Raw genomic sequence first — 22,416 nt, 5'->3', positions numbered from 1 at the left:
CTACATCCGTGGCCCGGGGCATGATGCCTCCTCGGACAGCGAGACCGCGCCGTCGAGGACCTCGAACGCATCATGCCCGTTGATACGGATGCCGGCGAAGAAGTAGCCGCGCTCGGTTTCTCCGTCGAGTTCGGTGAGACACTGCACGAGCGAATGGTAGTTGGTGGCTTGGCCGAACATGGCCTCGCGCACATCAGTCAACGGCGGGGCTTCCGCGGCAACCATGTCGGCCGGCATTCTGATGGCGTAGACCGCCTCCGGGTAACCCTGGGCCCTCACGACGTGATCGTCATAAATCACGATGGCATCGGCGCCAGGGACATCGAGCTCGCCAACGAGCGCGCCATTCGATCTGCGGAAGCGGATGAAGGCCTCTGACGTCTTGCCTCGGAGTGACCGCTCGACGCCGTGGAGAAAGCCAGACAGCATATTGGCGACGGACTGCATCTCGGCAGCAGATTTTTGCATGCGCAGTCGTTGGGCCGGCAATCCTGTCAGCGCAGCCTCCACGCGGGCTCGGTGCTCCGCTGTACTTTCATAGGGGCTCTTGCGTTCGCGCCGGATCGAGGACTCGTCGCGACGCTCGCTTTGATCTGCGCTTTCCAGCGACTGATACCGGAAGGAGGCCGCACATTTGCGCAGCTCTGCAAGAAAGCCCTTTTTGTAGAACAGGCTGTCGAAATCCTCCGCCAGGCGCCGGACGCCGCTGACGATCTCCTTCGCTTCACGCTCGGTAATGGGGCAGTGATGCCCGGCGGCAATGAACTTGTCGCGGTCCTTGCCGGACGCAATTCTCCACAGCGCCTGGTGATCGCCGATCGTGCACAGAAGGCGGTCGATGGAAGCTCGCGACAGGCGGGGAAGCGTGAATTCCATCGCCTGTAGCGCTGCCTCTGCCTCGGTCGCGAATTGGCCAGCGATAGGAATGATTTCGGCAACTTCCGGATATCGGCCGGCGGCATCCTGCCGGAAGCGTTCGGTCTCGAATGTTAGCCGGTCAAAGGCCTTCCCGGAGATGTCAGCGAGCTGCTCGAAAGCCGGATGGCTTGGCGCGATGGCGGCGCAGAACGTCCGGATTTCAGCGAGATACGACAGTGCGCCGGCAAGGCGGCGGAGCTTGATACGATTTCTTGGCGCGTTGTCGCACTCGGTTAGGAGCTGGCTGGCGTTTTTGGCCACCCCGTCCAGGATTTCGCCAATCATGGCCTCAGGCGATGAGGTGTGCTTGACGGATCGCGTGACCGCGAAAGCCTCGTCCCAGAGACGTCGCGAAATATTGTCGGCGGTGTAGTAGATTTGCGGGCGTGCAAGCTCGACTTGCTCGGCCGACGCAGCAGACATGGCGTCCACATAGCGGCGCATGGCTGCGCCATTCCACGCCTGGCCAAACGCGTGGCTGAGATCGCACAGTGGCGTGTGTTTAATGCCGGGATTGACCGCCGGCGGGACGGAGAAGGACCGGACGACGGTGCGGATATTGCCCCCGAGCTGGTACGACATGAATAATGGCCTCTTACATCGCCGGCGAGGGCGCTGCTTCGAAATCGAACGACTTCGGAAACTTTTTGGCCGCCGCACCGGCTTCGGTCGGATTTGCGGCGTCCACGACAACCTTGTAGACGCCGTTCATCAGCCAATCGGCCGAACCTTCGGCAGCGCTCCTGGCTACCTCGGAGGGAAGGAATTCGATGTCGTCAACGCTCTTGGTGAGCGAAACGTCGTCGGGGTCGACTTCCTCGATGCTGGCGACTTCCAGGTGATCGTTCTGGACCACGAACTCTCGGGCGTCGTCGTCGCAATTGCGGACTGCCTCGTCTTCATCGTCCGCGGTGATGTTCATGGGGGCCTTCAACGTGACGGCGTAGCGGTGCAGGGTGCGCCCCTCTTCGTCGACGGGATAGCGCAGTGCCTTCGGCAGGATCTTGGCCTTTTCGGCGGCCTCGTCCTTGTTGTTCGCCTCGACCACGACCTCGATCTCTCCCTCCATGGTCCAGGTGTCCTCCTCGCCTTCCTCCCCGGGTTCCTCCACTGAAGACCCAAGGTACGTGATGTCGTCGAGTTCCTGGGTGAGAGGCTCGTCGGTCTCGGAAACGTCGGTCACCGTGTAGTTCCAGTCGCCAACGCAGGAGCGAACGTCCTCGTCGCAATTCCGGATCGCTTCCTCTTCGCCGTTGGCGGTGACGTCGATGCCTTCAATGGACATCCTGACGGCGTAACGTTTCATGACCGGCTCCAGAGTGTGTTGGTGGTCAATCTTGCCCTGTTTGATCGCAATTCGAAAGCGGTCGGGTCAATTGAGCAAGGATTAGTTAGCGAATCTCGACCAGCCGGGCCAGCGTCCTCGTCCCGGGTCCAGCAATCGGTCGTCTCGAGGGTCAATTCCGGGCTGAACTGGTTCCGAGCCTGGTCGCGATCGAGTGAAGCGGAGAGCGCTTTCAACCTCGAATGCCGGAGTGTTTTACTTGACGCCGCTCGCGCTCCGTGAGTTTGCTGGCGCGGTGGACGAGAGGAACCTGGCGATGACACCGGCCGAAAAGCGAAGCGAAGCGCTTATCTATTGCCTGGACGAACCGAGCTCAAAGCCACCCGCGGAGGCGGCGCCGGATTTATCACTGCGTTGCGCTGGGCCGTCACCTTGGAGCAACCGAGACATTTATCCGACGCCTGCCACATCAGGATGAATCGTCCCGTCATGACGTTGAACTGGGTTAACGGCAGGGGCCAAGTTTCGGGTCGTTCGGGGCGACCCCGTTGGCTTCGGCCATTTCCCGGTAGCTGGCGTAGAGATCCACGTCAGATTTGACTGTATCCGGATCGATGTCTCCGCACGCATACCGAAGCCGGATGCCGATGTTGTGGTCGGCGCCGCGCAGAAGGAAGCCCGCACAGGCAGCCGAGCGATCGCTGCCGGACATGTGGCAGGCAAAGACGCGCTGCGACTGATCGTAGGCTGTGTCCGCCGAGATCCGGAACGCCTCTGGCGGAAATGCGCCGATCGGCGCGTCCTTGCGCCATGGGCACTCCGCACAGGGCTCCCGACGATAGAGGTAGCTCTCGCCCTCAGTGCTGCGGGTTGGGGCAACAGTGACGACGGCATGGTCCGGGCCCGCGCGCCGCAGGGCGAGTATCTTGCCGGGCCGCTTTCGTAGTGCGGCTTTGCCGCGGCCCTGGGGAGCTTTAGTCTTCATTGGCGGGGAGCCTGTTTGATCGCGAATCGTCGTGATACGTGTGTAGGTTTTCGGACCGCTGTCGAGATGTCGCGGGTTAGGGGCCTGTATCCCTTAAGGTGATTGGCTATTCATGCCGTCAGCCCGCCGGACGATCCCGCAGGAGCCGCAGCAAACCCGGCCCGAGAAGTCGATCCAGCGATGGGTGCCGTCATCCGGCCCGTCAACCGCGATGGTCGGATATTGGCTGTACCGGTCATGGCCTGCAAGTGTCGGCATCAAGAGAGCTTTTCGGCGAGCAAGCCCCGCACCTGGGCGAGCGCGGCCGGCATCGTCACGCAAACCGCATCGCCGCCCATCTGAAAGAGGGTTTCACCCCTCACACGGGTGATCATGAAGTGCTTCGGCCGTTCTGAGGACCATTCGACTGCAATCCGGTGAGGGCCCTGATCGATATTGAGCCCCCAGATACCGTTCTCACGCAAAGGCTGGTCAAACTTCATGCTGGCGTCGGGGTGTTCGGACGCAAGTTGGTCTCTCAGGAGTTCGAGCGGGGTGACTGGTGGGATCATCGGGTTCCTCGGTCCAAAGCCAATTAACATATAGGGCTACGGGCAGCCACCCCGAGGGGGCGCTTTGGTAAACAGCGGGTGGCGAGCAAGCGGGCAAGGACTCGAATGAGGTAGCTCGGCAACGCTGAAACGTGGTGGATTGAGAGCAATGCGCGAGGTAAGCCGCTTGTTCGAATGGGGCGCGCGGCTTAGTCGTCTCCTATGGCAGGAGGGCCGAAATGAGCGACCACACCATTTTTGTAAAGATCGTCGGCGAGCCGTTCCGTTCGCGCGCGGCTGCGTTTTTTGTCGAGTTCGAGGCCGCGGTCGGCGCATGGTCTGAGTTTGCCAAGACGGTCGGTGCAACGTCACTGACAGATCCGCTGGGGTGCCTTGGTTTCGATGGAAAGCCGCCGGAAGGATGGACGGCCAAATCCCGCAATGGACGCTCGCGCCCCAAGCGTAGCTCGGCCTATTTCGCGAAATTCGAGGCATTGCCCAAGCAGCCCGACAGTTACGCGGTCTTCGGTGACGCCGTGCTCTACGATTTGTCTTATGAAGGCCCCCATTGCAGTGGCTCGGGTGCAATCGGGAGCTGCTTCTGGGGCCCGAAGATCGGGCGGGCGGGCGACGTTTACGTCGCCGTGATCCCGCATGCCGGCCGCGCCGCGGCGGAACACCTTGAGAGGCATCCCGACCACAGGATCACAAACGGCGCCGCCGGATGGATCCTGCCGGAAGGCTTGGTGGAGATATCAGAAGCCGAGAAGGATTTTATCTTCGCCGAATATCGCCTGCGTCTCGAGCGGGAAAAGGTCGCCGCCTAACGTTCAGCTACCCATTCTGCCCGTTAACCAAGAGATCCACAGTCTTGGGCAGCGCGGGTTGCAAGCGTCCGCGCAACGAGAGATGGTTCTCCTGCCTGGATTCCTGGAGGTTAGGCACGAAGAGACCGAAGCCCATAGAAACGCTCCGCCTTTCCCGGTGATGTCAGGGCGTGTCCATCGCTGGCAGCTACAACTTGGCGCCGACGACGAAGCCTCCGTGTGGCTACGCTGATGGCTCCGAATTTTAATCCTTGCTGCTGAGGCACGCGCCGTATCAATTTACGATCTGTTCAAGGCCGGCATGGCGGCTACCTACGTTGCCTGCATCACGGTTGAATGCGCGTTCTCGGATGGCGATTTCAAGCTTTCCCCATAGTCTGGACGTCGTCCGGGTCCCTGCTGTGGCAGAAGGAGCGCCTGCTTAACCTGGCCGCTTCCTCGGGCGCTTCTCGTAGGGGGATCGCTCGGCATGCGCGATACTACGGCTATTCGGATTTCGGTGTTGAAGCACGTCGATCCTGGTCCGGAATGTCTTAAGCTGCTTTCGCAGCTTCAACGTCCGTGTTTCCGGGACGACGCACGGGCTGACGCCCCACGTTGGCGTCCCCGGGCGGCTTGCCCCGCCCGTCGTGCCGCAAGGCACGATCCAGTATGTTCAGCGCCGCATTGTGATCGCGGTGCAGGTCGGCACCGCAGCCACAGCGATGGCGGCGCTCCGCCAGCGTCTTCTCCACCATCCCACCGGCCCTTGCAGCCTTGTAGGTCAACAGTTCGATCAGACGCGGGGCCGATGCGTCCAGCATCGCCCGGTTCAACCCGGCCTTCTGCCGGACGTTCTTCCCAGGATCACCGGCGGTGCCCCTTGCCGAGCGGGTCAGGTTCTTCAAGCGAAGCTCTTCGACGGCGATCAGCGCGTAACGCCTGGCCAGATCTGCCGACACCTGGTGCAGGTGGTTGGAGCGGACGTTGGCGACCGCACGCTGAAGCCGGGCCAGACGCTCTCGGACCTTGCCGCGGCGCCTCGAGCCGCGCTTGCAGCGCGCCAGCGCGCGCTGCGCGATCCGCAGGTCGCGCTCGCGGCGAGACCGCGGACGCACGTTCTCGATATGCCGGCCCTCGCTCGTCGTCACGAGATGCTCGATGCCGACGTCAAGCCCGACGGCCGTCTCCGGCCGGGCATGAGTGGCGGCGACGGGGACATCAACCACCAGGCAAACGTACCAGTGCCGCCCCTTCCGCGAGAACGCCGCGGTCTTCACCGCTGCGCCCGGCGGGAGCTCCCGATGCAGCCGCAGGCGCAGCGCGCCCGCCAGCGGCTTGAACCGCAGCTTGTTTCTATCGAGCCGGATCCCGGCCCATTCGGCAAAGCCAAAACAGTCCCAGCGGCTCCTGCTCCGGAAGCGAGGGAAGCCGACCTTCTGGCCGCGCTTCACGCGTCCGAAGAACCCCTTCATCGCGTCGTCGACGCGCCCCAGCGTCCACCGCGACAGGTTCGCGGGGACGTCGCCGTAGTCCGGGTCGAACGACCGTATCTGCGTCAAGGACTTGCACTGGTCGAACCTCGAGATCGAGACCTTCCGCTTCGCCCAGGCGTCGCGGCGCTCCTGCAGCGCGGCATTGTACAGCTGGCGCTGCGCCTCGCAGAGCCCGGCGAGAACAGCGTATTGGCCGCGGGTCGGCGCCAGCTTGATGCGGTAGGTCAGAAACATTCAGTCAGTGTGTTCTCGTTGTGTTCCCTGGGTGACCATGCCCGGCCGGCGACCGCTCGTCAAGGACTCGTTCCAACACCAAAATCCGAATAGCCGATACTACCAGGTAGGCTTGAGAGATGCCGGCGACCTGACTATCGTTTACGGTCATGAAACCTCGACGAGAGATGATCACCGGGTTGGTCGACATCGATGCCCTTCCATCCGAGACGAAGGAAGACATTGGCCATATCCTCGCCGAGCGGCATCCGTTCTTCGTCGGGCAGGGGCTCGATTATAGCGCCGTCAGAGACAACCTGTTTGGGCTTGCCGAGGCCCCGAAGGTCCGAGTGATCATGGCCAAGATCGGGCCGCGATATCGGGGCATGGATCGCGGCAACAGCTCGGCGGCCGTCGACAAATACGCGGCCATGCTGAGGGCGGATCCAGAGTTTGAATTCGACCCGATCTTGGTGAGTGGTGGCGACTTCCTGGATGGGGGCCACCGGTTGGAGGCTTATGCGCGGGCTGCGCGCGCCCAGATCCCTGCCGTTGAGATCGGACACTTGATGGCTGCCTCGAAGCAAGACTGGGAGGCATGGTTTGACGGTTCGACGGATCCATCGAATCCGATTTACGGTAACGGCCTGGCCGAGTCGGAAATCTCGGTGCCTCTCCCTTAATGGGAGTCTCTAAAGCCCGAGTACGAGCCGATTGAGGGCGGCTCGTACTCGCCGGATGCGCAAGCCATGACTTCGTCAAGGACTCGTTCCAACACTGAAATCCGAACGGCCGAAACTCGACTCGGTTGTTCAGGACCATGTCTCCTGGGCGGACAACTCGACTGTCAGTTCAGTCGAAGCTGACTTCCAGGCCTCGGGATCAGGATTGATCGGACGGGCTCGGTGCAGTCGGGCGTTTGCATATTCGGTCTTTGATCTTCCTGGTCATGTCGGCAAGTTTGCTCCGCCGATAGTGTGACCGAGGGTAAGGGGATTGACGCTGGCCAGGTTGTCGGTGCATAGAATTGCTCAACCGACACTCATTCGAACTTCGATATCGCCGCGCCTGCAGCACCCGCCGATCACACTGATCGGGCGGGTGTTTCCGCATGCGCGCGGCCTTTCGCGTTTCTGGGGGCGTAAAATGCGCGCGGATATGGCTAAAGTGATCGTCGAGCGCCCGCGGCGGCACGACGGATGTTGCCGAAAGGGTCGCCTGGTCGATCTCGATGATCTGCCCTCGCGGATCGGCATGCGACGGGATCGTCGCGAGCACGGGGGCTGGAAGGAGCTGAACGAGAACCTCGCTCCATTGCGTCGGTTTCTGCACAAGCAGGTCGGTCGTCGATGGAACGATGTCTATTCCGAGATCGCGGCGAACCTGCGTGTGGACAGCACGGTGCAGCAGCATGTGCGGGATCATGTTGAAGATTTCGTCGACATTCATGGTCAGGAAGAGCGCTGGATTACGGTCTTTCGGGCTGGTGGAGTGAGCGAGCGCGTGCGTGTCGCTCCTTGGAAGGAGCTCTACGTTGACCCCGCGGACGGTATCCTCAAGCATGATGATCAGAAGAGGAACCGTAGGGCCGAAAGACGCCGTCGGGAGCGGGAACGCCCGGTCACGACGATCAAGCTCGGAGACCTGCGCGAGCTCAAGCTGATCGAGGGTGTCTGGTTCGAGGTGGAGTATGCGCCGCTTCCGGCGCCGCAGTATCGGGAGTATCCCGATATTAGGGCGATCCGAGCTCGACCTTGGGATCCGAAATCGCCGGTGGTGGAGCACGAAATTGTTGTTCGCCGGCTAATCTCGGCACCGGTGTTCGACGTAATTGAGCGCGAGCACCTTTCTGTCGGTCCCCTCGTCGACGATGAGGTGGGCCGTCGTCGCTGGGCTCGTGAAGCACCGAAGCGTTATGCAGTGTCGAAGCGTCAGATCTCGACGAAACTGCTTCGCCGGCACGGTCTGGTAAACGCGGCTGCGAGCTGAGTTCTAGCCAGGGAGGCCCGGTGACGGATTGGCGGTCGCGCGCACGGGAAAGCGGTCATTGAGTGCGGGGTGGCTCTCTCGATACATCTCGGCGCGCTTGGCGCCGACCTCGATATTCCAATTGCGTCCGCGCGTTTGGACCGCCTTTGACGTTGATGGCGAGCCCGGAGGCATGGACGACGCCGGCCGCCCACACGACGTCGCCCTGCAGGATGTCTTTGATGTCGGAATTCTCGTCGAATGCGAGTTCGAACGCGCGCGTGCAGTCCCTCAAACCCCATCCGAGGAGCTCATGCAGGTCTTTGATGTCCCGAGCGGTGTAGGACGTCATGGTCAGGCCATCCGGAATGTTGTGCGTGAGCGTAGCCGCTCCACCACAGTCTCTATTGCAGCGGCCGTCTCAGCCTGGACGCCATCGGCTTCGACCGAAAAGATAGGAACATCCTGGCGTCCGAGCTCGTCGTGTGCAGCGCGGGTGTCTTCCTCGAACGTGGCGATCCGGCGCGGGAAGTGGGCGGGATTGTCGTCGGCACGGCCCTCGTGAAAACGGCGTCGGACGCGATCGAGTAGAACGGAGGGGGAAGCCTCCAGGACAATCAGCGCGTCGATTGCCGGGAACTGCCGGGTCAGGAAGTGGGCTTCCTCGCGTTTGCGCGGAAAGCCATCCAGTATGAAGCCGTCTGCGCAGTCGGGCTGGCAAAGGCGTCGCTGAACCATGCAGCAGATCGCCCCGGACGGTGCGAGCGAACCATCTGAAACCAGGCGCGCAAGAGCGACATCCGAAGGGCGGCCGCTCTCGGCCGCCTTTCGGATCAGGTCGCCGGAAGAGACGTGCGGAACCCCGAGCAGCTCGGCAAGCCGGCGGCCCTGGGTTGTCTTACCGCACGAAGGCGGTCCTGAGAGAAGGATGCGCATGACTGGACGATAGGGGTGGGGGATGCAAGCGGCAATGACGCCCGAACGCCGACGGTTTGGTCCCGTTAGTGAGCCAGCGGTTTGCCGCTTGCCGGCCGCGGCCATAGCGTCGACCGGACTGATTTCCTGCATACTCCGGAGCTTGCGATGTCGAAGAAACCGAAGACCTCCCGCCCAAAACCGCTATCCGCGGCGATGAAGGTCTCCTTCGTTCCTCTCAAGGATGGGGTCGAGATCGTGCCCTACGTCGTGTCAGGGATCGCCGCTGGAGCCGGCGAGGGGCGGATGACGTCAGATCGCATGATCGAGGTGCTTGGCGACGTTATCAGGGAGGCCCGCGAGGAGACCGCAAAACGCCTGTCCTTCCGTCGCCGCAAGCCACTGAAAGCTGAGGACCTGACCATCGCCGCAGTCGACCTCGATCCGCAGAGCATCGGGCTTCCCGCCGATGCGCCGCCGATCCGCTACAAGTGCAACGGTATCCACCCCGACGACGGTGGTGGCTGGACCGACTGGGCCAGCGGTCTCAATGAGGAGGAGGCTCAATTCCACGCGCTGTGGATGATGGCGCTGAACGGCGAGGATTATCCGCCAACCGATCCAGACGATCTCGACGGTTTCATTGGCGCGATGCAGGACTCCGAGATCGACTATATCGCGCCGGATCCCGTCACGAAGGAGGAATTGGCGGAGGCCGCCGCGCGGTTGCTCGTCGAGGTCGGTGCAAGCTCCGGTAGCGCTTATGACGAGGTCCGGGAGATGCTTGACAAGCTCGACATCAAGGTCGGCGACCGTGCTCTGCGGATGTGAGGAAGTCGAACTGAAGATTTGGTCACTTGCAACGCAAGCTCAGGGGATGGAGCTCTCTGCCGGTTTAAAGTTTTTGCGATCCGGTTGACACTTTGGTCGATATAGTTGTCACCCTTGGCCGATCCGTTGACAGATTAGTCGATATCGAGTGGTCGGAATGGGACACTCTGAATTCAGCTTGCAGAAGCTCGGAAATTGTCAGGCGGCGGGCAGAATGACGGTGAATCTTGCGCCGGCGATTGAGCCGTGCCGATCCGTGCGGTTCTCCGGAACGATGGTGCCGCCGTGGGCTTCGACGATCTGCTTCGAGATCGAAAGGCCGAGGCCGGAATTATTTCCGAATCCGTGGTTGGGTCGATCGGTGTAGAAGCGCTGGAAGATCTTCTCGAAAGCGTCTTCCGGAACGCCGGGGCCATCGTCGTCAACAGTTATGACGAGCTTCGCGCCGCGCCGCGCCGCGGTTACGCGAACACAGCCTTCCTCTGGAGAGAAGGACTTTGCGTTGTCTACGAGATTCGTAATGACCTGGCCGATCCGGGAATCGTGGCCGGGGATGATCAGTCCGCCGCGGCGAGACAGCGAAAGCTCAACCTTCACCTTATCGGGGTTCTTCACCGAGTTCGAGATTTCCACGATGGTTTCGAGCAAGATTGCGATGTCAACGTGGCCGCCATCGAGGCGTTGCATTTCGGCATCCAGCCGGCTTGCGTCGGAAATGTCGGAGATGAGGCGGTCGAGCCGGCGGACGTCGTGCAGAATGACCTCGAGCAATCGGCCTCGGCTCTCATCGTTGCGCGCGAGCGGCAAAGTCTCGACGGCGGACCGCAGAGAGGTGAGCGGATTCTTCAATTCATGAGCGACGTCGGCCGCGAAACGCTCGATCGCCTCGATGCGGTCGTAAAGGGAGGCGGTCATGTCGCGCAGGGCGTCCGACAGCTCGCCGATCTCGTCGTGGCGACCCGTGAAATCGGGGATTTCGATCCGGTTATTTGCGCGCTTGCGAACGCGCTTCGCCACCGCTGCAAGACGCCTGACCGGTTCGCCGATGCTGCGCGCGAGCAGAACCGATAGCGTCAGCATGACGATCAGTGTGATGGCGAAGACCTTGGTGACGGCAACCCGCTCGTTTTCCACCATGGCGTCGATGTCGGTGCCCTGGGTTGAAAGCAGGAGCGCGATCGGCTTGCCGCCGCCCTTGCGCTGGATCGGAATTGCGACCGAAACCACCACGTTCAGGCGTTCATCCATTCGCACAAACGTGGCTTCCTGGCCTGCAAGTGCAAGCGAGACCTCCTGATAGCGTCGTCCCTCGGTGGGACCCAATTCTTCATATCGAGGCAGGTTGCCGCTCGCGAAGAGGCGGCGGAAGGGGAGCAGGATGTCCAGCGGCCTGGGCCCCCTTGCGTAGTTCTCCGCGGCAGTCCGGGCATCGGCGGTCAGCGGAAGTGTATCCAGCAGGAGCGATCCGCTCGAGCTGTAAAGCCGGGCCCGGGTCTGGGTTGGAGCGACCAGGCGACGGAGCAAGAGATAGGGCTGGGGATCGGAACTTGCGGCGACTGCATCTGCGATGATTTCGCCGTGGATGCGCAGGCTATGAATGCGGGCGTCGATCAAGCCCGCACGAAACTGCGACAAGTACATCAGGCTTCCGACGAGCACGAAAAGGCCTGCCAGATTGAGTGCGACGATGCGGCGCGTGAGGCTGGAGGCGCTGAAGCGCTTTGCGAGCGTCCAGAGTTCGGAAGCCACCTCGATTGCGGGATGGCGCCTGGACGACCGGGTTTTCGCAGTCGGACTACGTGGAAGCGCAATCGGAGCTTCCACGTAGTCCGACTCGATCGCTGCGCTCGGCACTCGGTCAAGCACGACGCGTCCTTTAGATCATCGGATTATGGAAGTTCCTTGCCGCGTCGAGCCAGGCAATGATCTGCTCGTGATCGACCCGAACACGGTCGGCGTGAAGCTTCAGAAATTCGTCGTCAACATGAGGCCAGCGAACCGCGAAGCCGTTCTCGGCACTTTCGGTACGATGGTAGAGCCCGGGCGCCACGATCTTGAGACGATCGAAGATCGCAACGGACAGGCCCGTGCCGCTCTCGGTTTTGGCCGTCTTAGTGTCCGTCACGTCGCCCAATCCAATCATAAATGTCGGCGCGCGCGCCTCGAGGTACATCGGAAGGTAATACGCATCGGAATGTGACAGGCCGATCTTTCCCGTCGCGAGGATCCTGTCGATGTAGCGGGAGACGACGCTCGCCTGCGCGTGATCGGCGGCTTCGGGCCTCCAAAGCGCACGTCCGCCATGGGACGGCGAAAGGTCCGAACCACGGGCGAGCGCCGGGATCGGCAGAGCTGCTACGGCGGCCATGGCTGCCAGGGACTTGGTGATTGAGCGGCGAGTGGGACATGGATAACCTCTAAAAATGATCGGAACAGTAGCTCTGGTCAGTCGGGCTGGCAAAGGATTCGATAACTCGTTGGTGGATGGCTCCGGACAATCCCAACACCTTAACCAAGCGATCGGGGGAAAGTGTGGAGAGCCCGCTGTTAGGATGAAAAAGAACTGGACTGCGGCATTCAGGCCGAATGCAGTCCTGGCCGGCTAAGTAACGGTGTTTTCGGAGTCTGTAAGTGAAAGTTGACGAGTTGGCTGCGGGGAACGAATCCTTGGACGGCAACGGGACACGGCGGGGCAGGCGCGGGTCCCAGTCCATCGGCTTGGTCTGACCCTCATCGCCATTTTCGGCGCCTGCGGACTTTGGACCGCCTGGTTCTCTGGGGACGCTCTGGAACCCGAGCCGCCGGCCGTCGTGCTGGTTGACGACCAGCTTTCCTTCGATGAGCGCTTTGTCCTCCCGCTACCAACTCTCGCGCCGCCCCCGGTCGTTGCGTTTTCGGACCGTTTTGCGTCTGCTTTTCCGCAAACGGTGGCACAAGACGTTGCCACGGCGCCGGCGACGCCGGAGCAGGTCGCTGCCGAGGCGCCAGCGGTCGAGAGCGTAATGGCTGCCGCACCCAAGCGGCATGCCTCGGTGCCCTTGCCAATCAAACGACCGGTAGTTGAGGCGCGGCAGCGCAAAGCGCCGGCGCCGATGAGCGTTGCTTCGACCTGGCGTCCGGAACCTCCGAAGGAGGAGCCAAGCATCTTCGAAAAGCTCTTCGGCAAGATGGGATCGGGCACCATGATGGCCTATGCGTCGGCGGACCCCGCGGCGAATGTCGACGTCAAGCTGGCCCCGTCGTCGCTTTATGATCGTGAGACCGCGGTCTACGACATCTCGGCCAAGACGGTGTATTTGCCGAACGGAATTAAGCTCGAGGCGCATTCCGGTCTTGGCGAGCACTTGGATAATCCGAGTTCAGAGAGGCTGAGGATGCGCGGGGTCACCCCACCGCATGCCTACGATCTGACGCTGCGGGAGAGCCTCTTCCACGGTGTCCAGGCGATCCGTCTCAATCCGGTCGGCGGGGAGGACAAGATCCATGGGCGTGTCGGGCTGTTGGCCCACAGTTACATGCTGGGTGTCCGCGGCGATTCGAACGGATGCGTCTCGATCAAGGATTACGCGGCATTCTTGCGAGCCTATCAGAACGGCGAGATCAAGCGGTTGGTTGTGGTAGCCAAGCTGGGTTGAGTATCGAGTTCGACGGCGCGTTTGCTTTTTCCCCTGCGTAGCCGGACGTCCCGTTGGACGGGATGACCGCGGCATGCTAGGTTGTAGTTATGGTCCTCTCGCGTTCACATCACCTGATATCGCGCCCCTGATTTTCCGGGGCAGCACGGGTGTGCGGGAGGGGTTTATACCCCCTTAGATTGGCAGCGGACGGCTGTTCACGGGTCGGGTTCGAGTCCCACGCCCCGGACCAATGTTTCGGCTATACGGATTATCGTGTTGATCCGCCGGCGCATTGACGTTTTTCCGAACTGGTTTGCTTCGACCGGCGGGTCCCGATGGGCCGGGAAAGATGCCCGCGCCGCCGGCGCCTTGCCGAGCCGTCGCGCCGTGATGTCGCTGGATGACGGCCTCGGGATCCGCGTTGAGACGCGGATGCGGCGGGCGGCAATACGCCTAACCGCTAGGGCGAGGGAAGGACTGCACTAGACTTTAGGAAGGCGAACGCGTCCCTCAGACCGAATGCACCGACATCAATATGACTGGCATCCGGGTATTCCTTGAATATCTTTGATCCTGGGATCGCCTCGTAGAGGCGCCTCCCGAACCGGATCGGGATCACCTGATCGTTGCCGCCATGCATAATGAATACCGGAGCCCTCACACTGCTAACCCGGTCAATCGAGTGCATCGGGTCCTTCATAAGCAGCCTGACGGGCACGAAGGGGTAATCATCGGCAGCCACGTCCGCCAGGGAGCTAAAGGGTGCCTCGAGCACCAGCCCCGCAATTGAGCTGTCAGCCGCCACGGCGACCGCCGGACCGGTGCCGAGGGAGTAGCCCCACATCACCACCCGGCCAGGGCCGACCTGTTCGGCGGCGTAGCGATATGCCGCGTGCGCATCCTCGATCAGCCCTGCTTCGGTCGGATGTCCGGATGAGCCTCCATATCCTCGATAGTCAACCGCAAGGAGTCCAAAACAGGCCTCGGTAATCCGCGTAAAACGACCCGTCTCCTGCGAGATCGTCTCGTTGTTACCATGCAAAAAGACGATGAGCGGACAGCCCTCGCGGGCGGGTGCGTACCAGGCAACAAGGCGCTCACCATCCTTGGTGGTCAAGGTGACGTCCTGTAGGTTCGACAGTCCTGACACTGAGGCCAGCTGCCTCAACGTAGAGGGGGCCGGGAAAAGAAGATCTCGCTGAAACACGTATAGGCCGCCGACAAGCAGTGCCCAGGTCAAGAAGAGGGCAATGGACCATCGAGCAAGCCATCGCAGGAAAGCGCCGCATAGCTTTAGCGAGCTCCGGGAGTCCGCCGCCCGTGGCGGGCTGTTGCTGCCGGAGGATCACCTTTAACCAGCACGGCCAATCCCATAGCCACAGCCCCGAAGATTCCCGCGGCAAAGGCTGCAAGCATCACGAATGGGCCAAAGACGTCCTGCTGGCCGGGCGGCTGAGCCGTATCGAGCGCGAACGCGACGTACAGTAAGCCGATCATGGTGAACCCGAAGACCGTCATGAAAAGAAATCGGCCCAAGGCATCGAGGTGCCGGCCGCCCAGCTTCAATAGGAAGCGGACCGCCGCGGCGAATGCCATTGCCAGGACGAAAGAGGCAATCATTTTGGCAATGCCGGCTTGAGCGGCGTTGACGAGTGATGAGAAGTCGAGTTGCTGTTTCTGCATCGAGATTGGCCCTGTGTTGGAGCGATCGACTCATGAAGCGGGAAAACAGTCAAGCCGACCCCGAGAAAGACGATATAGGCTGCTCTGGGGTCAGGAGGCGTGTCGACTGAGTGCTCAAAGGAAAGCCCTACCGTCGCCAGCGGGGTTTTTATCGCTTCAGGGCTAGGGGAACCTACTTGCCCACGGGCTGCGGCGACGAGTGCATAAAGAGCCCTCTAGCACGTCGCCAAACTACCAAAAAACCTGCTCAGGACGATGCAAGACAACCGCCTAAACGGCGAGCACTGAACATAAAACGCCTGCTAAGATTCCTGCGAGCAGAGCGCATCTACAGAATGGCGCAGCCAGCCGAGCACGATCCAAGAAATGCGCGACCGTTCCTCCCAGTAGGACAATTATCGCGCACCTAACAGCCAGAAGATAACGTATAACACATACCCATGGTTCGCGAACGCTGCCAACATCAGGAAACCCGATCCGAAAAACAAGGCACAGAACAGGATAAGGCATCCACCTTTAATCAGCGCTAAATCGCGCTTCACGCTTGGAGCCGTATCAGTCTTAGAGTCGGCAGCCGAACAATCGGAAGACCGCTCTCCTGGTAAGAACTGCCTGAATTCCGAGCTCTCGATCGTTTGCCATTCGCCACCAGCGGCAGGACGGATTTCTGACAATCGGGACAGAACTCCGTCCTGAATCAAGTTGATCAGCTTACCGTCCGTAACCGAAGGGCTTTCAGCTTCTCCGTCCTTGTAAATCCAACAAATCCACACGAGGTTCTTTCCTGGCTCGATGCCAAGACCACATCGATTCAGGCCTCAGGTTCCGTGTCAACGCCAGCGACCATCTTTCCGGTGGAGAGCGACCGCTTCGTCCGGTTACACTTCCTCCCTGCAGCCCGCGGGGGAGGCCCAACTGGTCGCCTCGATGCGCATCCAGCTTATCAAGCGAAAAGCCCGCCGTTTCCGGCGGGCTTTCTGTCTTCTGGACTAAGGGACCTACTTTACCCCGACGAGATCAACTTGTTGTAGGGAGGGGGGTGTTATTGCTGTCGCCGGGGGCTGCAGCATGCACGGACAAGCAAGGATAAATTGGACGATTACGGCTTGATCGACGGGATGTTCGCAAAGGAGCCAGGTGCCGGACCGCCGTAACGGAGGAGATCCTTCTCGGCACTCACAAGAAAATTTTGGTCCTCGCTGCCGGCGGCGACATGAGTGCCCTCAGAGGTCAGGCTGATGATAGCGTCGACTTCGTCGCTGTCATTGGCGTACGTCAAAATCCGGAAGTTGCCACGATCGAGCTCGAAGCCGACCAGGTGTCTGGTGCCATCGGGATTGTCGACCTGCAGCAGCAGCTGGGAGCTGCCAAGCTGGGTGATGGACACGTTGCGTACCTGCCGCTGCGCCTCGGTCAATTCGTCCTGTTCGTCTGCATCGTCACCGATGCGCCAGTCGAACATCGGAATGGAGAGGGTGACATCATTTGCGCCATTCAGCCAGGACTTGGCGAGATTGCGCAGTCGTGACAATGCGGACATTTTACTGCTCCAGGATCAGAGGCGGGGTGCCTGAATTTCAAAGGGGAGACATTCCACCGGGCCGAACAGATCACCGCTGTTCATGTAGGCGCACTGTTCCTTCGGATTGTTTGTGTGATCGAGCTCGGCGCCGGTTGTGTCGAACACACGGAACGTGAAGTCGTTGAGTTTGGATACCGACACGAAGGAGTGAAAGAGCCCCATTGCGGCGTCGCCATGGACCACCGGATCCACGTCGCCATTGATCTCGAACAGGTAGTTCGACGCGATGTGGCCATCGTTGTAATGCGTCGGATCACCCTCGACTTTGACGTAGAGGAGCGTAGGAGCAGACGTATCGGCAATCATTCGGGGAAATCCAGAGAAGAGGGCGTGTCGATCAACCTAGCAAGCCCTGTTGCAAGTCCAAAAACTCCGTCCCCGGATTGCGGAATAGACGACGACGCGTCCAAGAGCCGGAAGCGCCCGTTCTGGCCACGCAGATGGCCTTTCTCAACGAGCGAGGTCACTGCTCGGTTGATGACCCCGCGTCCCCTGCCGAGGGCCGCTGCGATCTCAAATTTCCGCAGATCTGGATAGTCTGCAAGGTGGTCGAGAACGAGCTTCTCAAGCGGGGTCGGCGGTTGTTGCGGGGGCTCGGTCTTATTTCGGTAGAGGCCTTCGGCCACACATAAGGCATTGCCGTCTTGGAACAAGCGAGTCAGGGCGGTCCGAACATTTTGCACGTTGGGAACGTCCAGCAGAATCGCGACGTCGTCAGCGTCAAAGGTGGTATCCGGATTGTCGGCAAAAAGCCCACGAATCCTTGAGCTGAGGAGAGCCTCGGCTTTGACGAGGTGCGGATGTTCTCGACGGCTATTCTTGTACATGACGGAATCCTTGCGCGTGCCCGCGTCGATCGTGAAGCCGGATGCTTCGACTTTTCACCGGATTTCCCGCCTTGAATCAGGGGCTAGCGAGACTTGGTTTCCTCATAGGCTTCGCTGATCTCCTTGCTGATCACCTCGGCGAGCGTCTGAAGTTCCTGTCCGAGGCTCCGCGTGCGATCGGGGTGATAGAGTTTCATCTGCTTCAAGTAGGCCCGATGAATGGTCTCATCATCTGCGTCGCGGTCGACTTCCAGCACGACATGCCAGGGCCGTTTTGGTCGAGCGAAGGGGACCGGCGGTTCGTCGCTCGGCGGCGGAGGATCCGGAGGAGGGGGAGTACCGGGCGGAGCGTGGCGGGCGAATTGTCGCTCGCGCAGCAGGGTGTTGACGTGGGCGTCTATGGTCTCCTCATGAATATCCCAGTGGGCCTGGAACGCATCGACGTCACCAAGCGAGGTTTCATAGGACTGCCTGCGACGGCCAAGTGCGTAGGGCAGGGCTGTGGCGGACCAAACGTATAGGAACACGTCGAAATACCGGCGTCCGTCAGCCAACGGCAGCTGGCCCTCGGTAACCCCATAGATCAGGGCACCGCCGAAGATGACGCCGACCAGGAGCGTCAGGCGAAGCGCGAAACGGCCGGCTCGCCGGAACGACCAGCGTCGTAGTCGGGCCGGAGGGCGTTCAGTCAGGGTCATGATCCGGCTTTGAAGTTGAAGATACCTCTCCCCCAGTTGCGCGCTCTCAGGGCTCTGCTGGCCGGCGGCGTCGATCGCGGCGAGCGACTCGGTGATGTCTGCCGCCTCGCGAGTGAGCCTGCGGAGTTCGGCGTCTTCCTTGCGATCCAGTTCAAAGGCATCGAAAGAATGGATGTCGCCGTCGTAGGCGGCCATTTCTGCGACAATCCAAGCGATGATGATGGCAATCCCGGGCTGGGCGATGAATGCGAACAGCCCGACAATCCACACGGCCGACAGGAATAGTGCGGATAGCTTGCGGATTAGGCGGGACATTGGACTTTCGACGGCTCTAAGGATTTTGCAGCATGCAGACGGCCCAGATAGCGTGCAAGGATTGGTTAAATCGCCGCTGTGGAAGGCGTGAAACGGAGTTTGGTTGAGGTGAAGACCGTGTTTTCGTGTGCGGAGGACGTTGCCGCGGCGTGGGCGGCTGATGCCCAGCCCGAGGGGCGGACGCCGAACCGCAAGGTGCGGTTCTCGGATGGGGTCATCCGCTCCTACGGTTTCCCGATGGGGGTGTTGTTTCGCGCGCCGGACGGTTCCCGTTTCGCGCTCATCGACGAGTATCGTCCGTCGCAGACGACAGCAGGGCAGATCAGTTTTGCGCGGGCGGCAGCCGAGGCGGTCGGAGCGACAATCGTTGCGATTAACGATGTCGCTGATTTTCAGACGATCTACGCCAAGGTGACCAAGAGCCACCTCTCGGGATTGCGCAAGCGGCTTGAGAAGGAAATCGCGACCAGGCTCGCGGACATCGATCGCTACGAACCGGTCTCCTGGGCACAGGCCAGTCGTCTGAAAATCATCGCCAGCAAGCTCAGAATGCACCAAACACTCGCCAAGGCATTTGGGCTGAATTGGCCGCCGCAGGCGTCTCTTGCTGCCTTTGAGGCCCGCGCGAATGCCTCATTTGAGGCCGCTACGCGCAAATCGGAGCTCGACTCCCTGAAGAAGGGCGAGGCGTGGGGTCAGCGCCGCCAGCACATTGAGAGGGAGCAGCAGGAGCCGATTGCCGCCGGCGAAGAGCTTCGGCTTTGGCTGCGCGGGGAGCGCGTATCCTTGCAACACCAGCCGCGGGAGCAACACTTTCCGCGCGTCAGATTCAGGATCCAGGGACGAAGGGCCGAGACAGACGACAACAGATCGATGTCATTCACCGAATTTGCGAAGTTGTTCCGGGCGGCCGTGGCTGTTGTCGCCGATCCACAAGCGCCGATCGGGATGCGCTACTTTCATTTCGGCTATCGGACATATCGTCTACAGGGCGGTGGTGACTATCACTGCACAAACGGTGGCCGCGATGTCATCTATTTCGACGATATGATGGCCTGCGTGGAGGCGGGGGCTCCGCGATTGTTTGCCCAAGCGCAAAGGGCGCTCGATCCGGCGCCGGTAGCCGTGGCTGCGCCATGAGCCGCTTCATCGATCTGCCCTTTGCTTACAAGGTGGAAGGCGTTCCAAAGGGAAAGCGCGCAACGGTGCCGCGGGTCTTCGCTGACATCGTGACGGTAGAGCTGGTGCCCGCTGACGATAAGAGCGCCCAGCTGGTCGCAATCGTGGATGGCAAGCCCTTTCGCCGCAGCGAGGACGGCTTTCTGATGCCGGTCGCTGGGCCGGGCGGGCGCGGCCTTTCGGTGGAGCAATTTTCAGCGCTACTTGGCGACAAACGCAAGCGCAGGAAGTGGCTTGCGTACCCGCTTCGGTCGGCAGACGACGGACTTCCGTATTGCCCTTTCGTGGTCGGGAAGCTCACGGATGACTTCAGGGTGAGCTCTTCGGAGCGGGATCTGAGGGCAGGCTTCGCGCGCCTCCTGGCATCACGGATGCGTGTGATCGAAGGCTCGATTTGGGAGGCGGTCCCGGAGCCATGCCTGGCCGTCTACACCAAGGGGCTTAGTGTCGCAGGTGATGTGAAAATTCACGTCATGTGTCGGTTAAGGCATCTGATGGACGCCGCTTGCTTCCGCCTTGATGACGTAGCGGCGGCAGTCGAATACGCCGCGGCGCTCGCGCGCAAGTACGGTCGGCGCGCGCCTAAGTTCGCGGCATCCATTGAAGTCGTCCGGCCGGATCTACTCTCATTTGATCCGCATCGTGCCATGGCCGGAATCATCTCGTTCCGTCTCCGTCCTGAGCAACGGGAGCGCGAGCTGTCTTCGTTCATGCTCGACAAGGATCCCACACGGGGGAAAGTCGCGGAGCTGTTCGGCGCCATTGATAATTACGGGAACGATCCGACCGCGGTGCTGGCAGCCGCCCATCAGCTGATGTCTTACAGCGGTCGATCGACGACCGCGGACCTCGTCCGTGAGGCCCTCTTTCCGGTGCTTGCGGGCAGGCTGTCGAGTTGGGCTGCGTCCGCTGGGGCTGATCGGGCGCTCAAGGACGACGAGATTGCCGCCTTGAGCGCCCTGGCATTACCCTAGCGTTTCGGCGGCGGGCGCTGCCTCGGACTCGAGGACTGGCGGATCCCAGCTGCTGAGCGCGATTAGGCGCTGCAGGCGTTCCTCGACGTTAGCCCGGCACCAGGCGATCGCGTCGTCCTTGGTCTTGCCGTCGAAGGCCGGCAGGATCGTTCCGTGGTCAGGATAATAGCTGCAGATGTGCTGCCGCTTATTCCACTCGGCGACCTTGGCCTCCAGGCCCCTGTCAATTTCGTCGCCCTTGTCGGCGTGCGGATACCACGCGTCGACGATTGCACAGAGCTGGTCGATATCCACGATGTCGTCGTAAGCATCCTCATAGTGCTCTTCGAGCGAGCTCGAGGCGAGTTCGCTCGCGTCCGGAGCCCTGTCGCTGTCATTTGCCCAGTCGCGGATTTCCGCGGCGCTAAGGCCGCCCCAGGGCTCCGGCTTGGTGGCGAACACGAACGGCGGAGCGTTTGCCGCAACCCAGGCTGTGTAGGCTTCGTTCCACGTATCGTATGCTTCCCGCTCCGCATAGGGCGGCCTCGGGTGGGCCTTTTCGTACTCGTCCCATCCCCAGCCGTCGAACATGTCGTCGAGTTCGCTGCGGTATTCGTGCTCGGCGTGATCGCTGTAGAACATGGTGTAGGCGCGTTCGTCGGTCGAAAACGCAGCGTGTGCGACCAGCCGCTCTTCCTTGCGTGCCCCCTCCAGTCCCCATCGCGCCTGCGAGACGTCGTCCATTCGCCGGCGAAACAAAGGAAGTGCCGCGCTCGAGCCTATGGCCACGAGGAAATCGTCGACCTTCTGGCGAAGACCCGGAAGAGCCAGGCGTCCATCCATGCCGCATATGCGAGCCGCTTCTGACAAGCCGTTCGAGAGGGAGTAGACCGTAGGCCGTTCCGGGAATGGCAGGATTTTGGACCAGGAGTGGGGACACATGATGGAGATGACCTGCCAGGTGAGGTCCTGCATGCCAAGCGAGCGGATGCGCTTGCCATCTTTGTCGGTCTCGAACGCCTCGGCGAGCACCTTCGGCAGATGATCGGGCGTGGTCGATGTCCGGTCGGTCGGTTTGATCTCGTCGAGGATGTCGCCGATCGCGTTGGCGTCCGTCACATGTTTCTGAAGTACCTCCCAGTAATGCTGACGGCGGAAACTTTTTTGACTGGGAGCATCCGCGTCATCGAGGCTCGGCGCCCGGCTTGCATGGAGTTTCAGGAGGTCCGACCAGCAGGGGTACCCGAACAGCTGGGCGGTAATTTCCTGGCACTGCATGAGCTTGGTCGGGCGGCCACGTGCGGCAAACGCCTTCTGCAGCGCGCGAGCGACGAGTTTCGGCCTGATCGTGTTGGTGAAGTGGATGCGCATATCCCGTCTCCGTAGAAGGTCCGCCCGCAAGACCCCGGATGGGGATGAAAGACTGAGGTAGAAGAAATGTCAGACGGACCTGTCAGAATGACTTTGCCGTGCGGGCGGCAGGAGCGGCTTTAGGCCCCGACGATGGTTATGAAGGCGTGAGCGGAGAGCTGCAAGCCAAAACCGGGGTCAGCACCAGTCAAGGATTAGAATAATGGGGGAACAACGGGGAAGTTTGGGACGGAACTGAGTGCTG

At 61.2% G+C, this 22,416-nt stretch carries 23 protein-coding genes; 7 read left to right on the top strand and 16 right to left on the bottom strand.

Annotation, left to right across the window (positions count from 1 at the left end):
- From ACVIGB_RS03870 to ACVIGB_RS03855, 4 genes are all read right to left on the bottom strand, one after another.
- A complete protein-coding gene (locus ACVIGB_RS03870; RefSeq protein WP_456718054.1) occupies positions 1-1,500 on the bottom strand; it encodes a hypothetical protein in 1,500 nt (499 codons plus the stop codon).
- 13 nt (positions 1,501-1,513) lie between these two features.
- The gene (locus tag ACVIGB_RS03865; protein ID WP_456718055.1) at positions 1,514-2,224 is read right to left on the bottom strand and encodes a hypothetical protein; all 711 of its coding nucleotides are present in this window, start codon (positions 2,222-2,224) and stop codon (positions 1,514-1,516) included.
- A gap of 484 nt (positions 2,225-2,708) precedes the next feature.
- The gene (locus ACVIGB_RS03860) at positions 2,709-3,188 is read right to left on the bottom strand and encodes a DUF6283 family protein (RefSeq protein ID WP_456718056.1); all 480 of its coding nucleotides are present in this window, start codon (positions 3,186-3,188) and stop codon (positions 2,709-2,711) included.
- Positions 3,189-3,445: 257 nt separating this feature from the next.
- Positions 3,446-3,739 (bottom strand): hypothetical protein, encoded by a 294-nt coding sequence (locus tag ACVIGB_RS03855; RefSeq protein ID WP_456718057.1) that lies wholly within the window; start codon positions 3,737-3,739, stop codon positions 3,446-3,448.
- Positions 3,740-3,957: 218 nt separating this feature from the next.
- Here ACVIGB_RS03855 and ACVIGB_RS03850 point away from each other — a divergent pair, with 218 nt between their 5' ends.
- Positions 3,958-4,545, top strand: coding sequence for a hypothetical protein (locus ACVIGB_RS03850; RefSeq protein ID WP_456718058.1), 588 nt, complete (start codon positions 3,958-3,960; stop codon positions 4,543-4,545).
- Positions 4,546-5,078: 533 nt separating this feature from the next.
- Here the strand turns inward: ACVIGB_RS03850 and ACVIGB_RS03845 are convergent.
- The gene (locus ACVIGB_RS03845) at positions 5,079-6,254 is read right to left on the bottom strand and encodes an RNA-guided endonuclease InsQ/TnpB family protein (protein WP_456718059.1); all 1,176 of its coding nucleotides are present in this window, start codon (positions 6,252-6,254) and stop codon (positions 5,079-5,081) included.
- Positions 6,255-6,421: 167 nt separating this feature from the next.
- Here ACVIGB_RS03845 and ACVIGB_RS03840 point away from each other — a divergent pair, with 167 nt between their 5' ends.
- Positions 6,422-6,916 carry a hypothetical protein gene (locus ACVIGB_RS03840; protein WP_456718060.1) on the top strand — a complete coding sequence of 165 codons (495 nt, stop codon included), beginning with the start codon at positions 6,422-6,424 and terminating at the stop codon, positions 6,914-6,916.
- A gap of 313 nt (positions 6,917-7,229) precedes the next feature.
- A complete protein-coding gene (locus tag ACVIGB_RS03835) occupies positions 7,230-8,222 on the top strand; it encodes a hypothetical protein (protein ID WP_456718061.1) in 993 nt (330 codons plus the stop codon).
- Between the two features lie 55 nt (positions 8,223-8,277).
- Here ACVIGB_RS03835 and ACVIGB_RS03830 read toward each other — a convergent pair whose 3' ends face one another.
- Positions 8,278-8,553, bottom strand: a complete 276-nt coding sequence (locus ACVIGB_RS03830) for a hypothetical protein (RefSeq protein WP_456749093.1) — start codon at positions 8,551-8,553, stop codon at positions 8,278-8,280.
- A gap of 2 nt (positions 8,554-8,555) precedes the next feature.
- A complete protein-coding gene (locus ACVIGB_RS03825) occupies positions 8,556-9,137 on the bottom strand; it encodes a nucleoside monophosphate kinase (RefSeq protein ID WP_456718063.1) in 582 nt (193 codons plus the stop codon).
- A 147-nt stretch (positions 9,138-9,284) separates the two neighbouring features.
- Here ACVIGB_RS03825 and ACVIGB_RS03820 point away from each other — a divergent pair, with 147 nt between their 5' ends.
- A complete protein-coding gene (locus tag ACVIGB_RS03820; protein ID WP_456718064.1) occupies positions 9,285-9,947 on the top strand; it encodes a hypothetical protein in 663 nt (220 codons plus the stop codon).
- A 198-nt stretch (positions 9,948-10,145) separates the two neighbouring features.
- Here ACVIGB_RS03820 and ACVIGB_RS03815 read toward each other — a convergent pair whose 3' ends face one another.
- Positions 10,146-11,696: a stimulus-sensing domain-containing protein gene (locus ACVIGB_RS03815; RefSeq protein WP_456749092.1), complete on the bottom strand. Its 1,551-nt coding sequence runs from the start codon at positions 11,694-11,696 to the stop codon at positions 10,146-10,148.
- 127 nt (positions 11,697-11,823) lie between these two features.
- Positions 11,824-12,315, bottom strand: coding sequence for a hypothetical protein (locus tag ACVIGB_RS03810; RefSeq protein ID WP_456749091.1), 492 nt, complete (start codon positions 12,313-12,315; stop codon positions 11,824-11,826).
- Positions 12,316-12,757: 442 nt separating this feature from the next.
- On the opposite strand from ACVIGB_RS03810, the gene ACVIGB_RS03805 reads away from it, so the two are divergent.
- The gene (locus ACVIGB_RS03805) at positions 12,758-13,582 is read left to right on the top strand and encodes a tlde1 domain-containing protein (protein ID WP_456718066.1); all 825 of its coding nucleotides are present in this window, start codon (positions 12,758-12,760) and stop codon (positions 13,580-13,582) included.
- 442 nt (positions 13,583-14,024) lie between these two features.
- On the opposite strand, the gene ACVIGB_RS03800 is transcribed toward ACVIGB_RS03805, so the two are convergent.
- From ACVIGB_RS03800 to ACVIGB_RS03775, 6 genes are all read right to left on the bottom strand, one after another.
- On the bottom strand, positions 14,025-14,681 hold the full coding sequence (locus ACVIGB_RS03800; RefSeq protein WP_456718067.1) for an alpha/beta hydrolase: 657 nt from the start codon (positions 14,679-14,681) through the stop codon (positions 14,025-14,027).
- 176 nt (positions 14,682-14,857) lie between these two features.
- Positions 14,858-15,247, bottom strand: a complete 390-nt coding sequence (locus ACVIGB_RS03795) for a hypothetical protein (protein WP_456718068.1) — start codon at positions 15,245-15,247, stop codon at positions 14,858-14,860.
- A gap of 1,099 nt (positions 15,248-16,346) precedes the next feature.
- Positions 16,347-16,787 (bottom strand): hypothetical protein, encoded by a 441-nt coding sequence (locus ACVIGB_RS03790; RefSeq protein ID WP_456749090.1) that lies wholly within the window; start codon positions 16,785-16,787, stop codon positions 16,347-16,349.
- A gap of 15 nt (positions 16,788-16,802) precedes the next feature.
- Positions 16,803-17,135, bottom strand: coding sequence for a hypothetical protein (locus tag ACVIGB_RS03785; protein ID WP_456718070.1), 333 nt, complete (start codon positions 17,133-17,135; stop codon positions 16,803-16,805).
- The gene (locus ACVIGB_RS03780; RefSeq protein WP_456718071.1) at positions 17,132-17,656 is read right to left on the bottom strand and encodes a MarR family transcriptional regulator; all 525 of its coding nucleotides are present in this window, start codon (positions 17,654-17,656) and stop codon (positions 17,132-17,134) included. Before ACVIGB_RS03780 ends, ACVIGB_RS03785 begins: the two co-directional genes overlap by 4 nt.
- 83 nt (positions 17,657-17,739) lie before the next feature.
- Positions 17,740-18,669: a J domain-containing protein gene (locus ACVIGB_RS03775; RefSeq protein WP_456718072.1), complete on the bottom strand. Its 930-nt coding sequence runs from the start codon at positions 18,667-18,669 to the stop codon at positions 17,740-17,742.
- A gap of 108 nt (positions 18,670-18,777) precedes the next feature.
- On the opposite strand from ACVIGB_RS03775, the gene ACVIGB_RS03770 reads away from it, so the two are divergent.
- Both ACVIGB_RS03770 and ACVIGB_RS03765 read left to right on the top strand, forming a co-directional pair.
- The gene (locus ACVIGB_RS03770) at positions 18,778-19,809 is read left to right on the top strand and encodes a hypothetical protein (RefSeq protein ID WP_456718073.1); all 1,032 of its coding nucleotides are present in this window, start codon (positions 18,778-18,780) and stop codon (positions 19,807-19,809) included.
- The gene (locus ACVIGB_RS03765) at positions 19,806-20,822 is read left to right on the top strand and encodes a hypothetical protein (RefSeq protein ID WP_456718074.1); all 1,017 of its coding nucleotides are present in this window, start codon (positions 19,806-19,808) and stop codon (positions 20,820-20,822) included. Before ACVIGB_RS03770 ends, ACVIGB_RS03765 begins: the two co-directional genes overlap by 4 nt.
- Here ACVIGB_RS03765 and ACVIGB_RS03760 read toward each other — a convergent pair.
- A complete protein-coding gene (locus tag ACVIGB_RS03760; protein ID WP_456718075.1) occupies positions 20,814-22,172 on the bottom strand; it encodes a hypothetical protein in 1,359 nt (452 codons plus the stop codon). The genes ACVIGB_RS03765 and ACVIGB_RS03760 overlap by 9 nt on opposite strands.
- Positions 22,173-22,416: the final 244 nt, after the last annotated feature.

This window comes from Bradyrhizobium sp. USDA 4341 (assembly GCF_054063755.1).
Note: the sequence above shows the minus strand (reverse complement) of the source record. Positions and strands in the feature narration are given on the sequence as shown.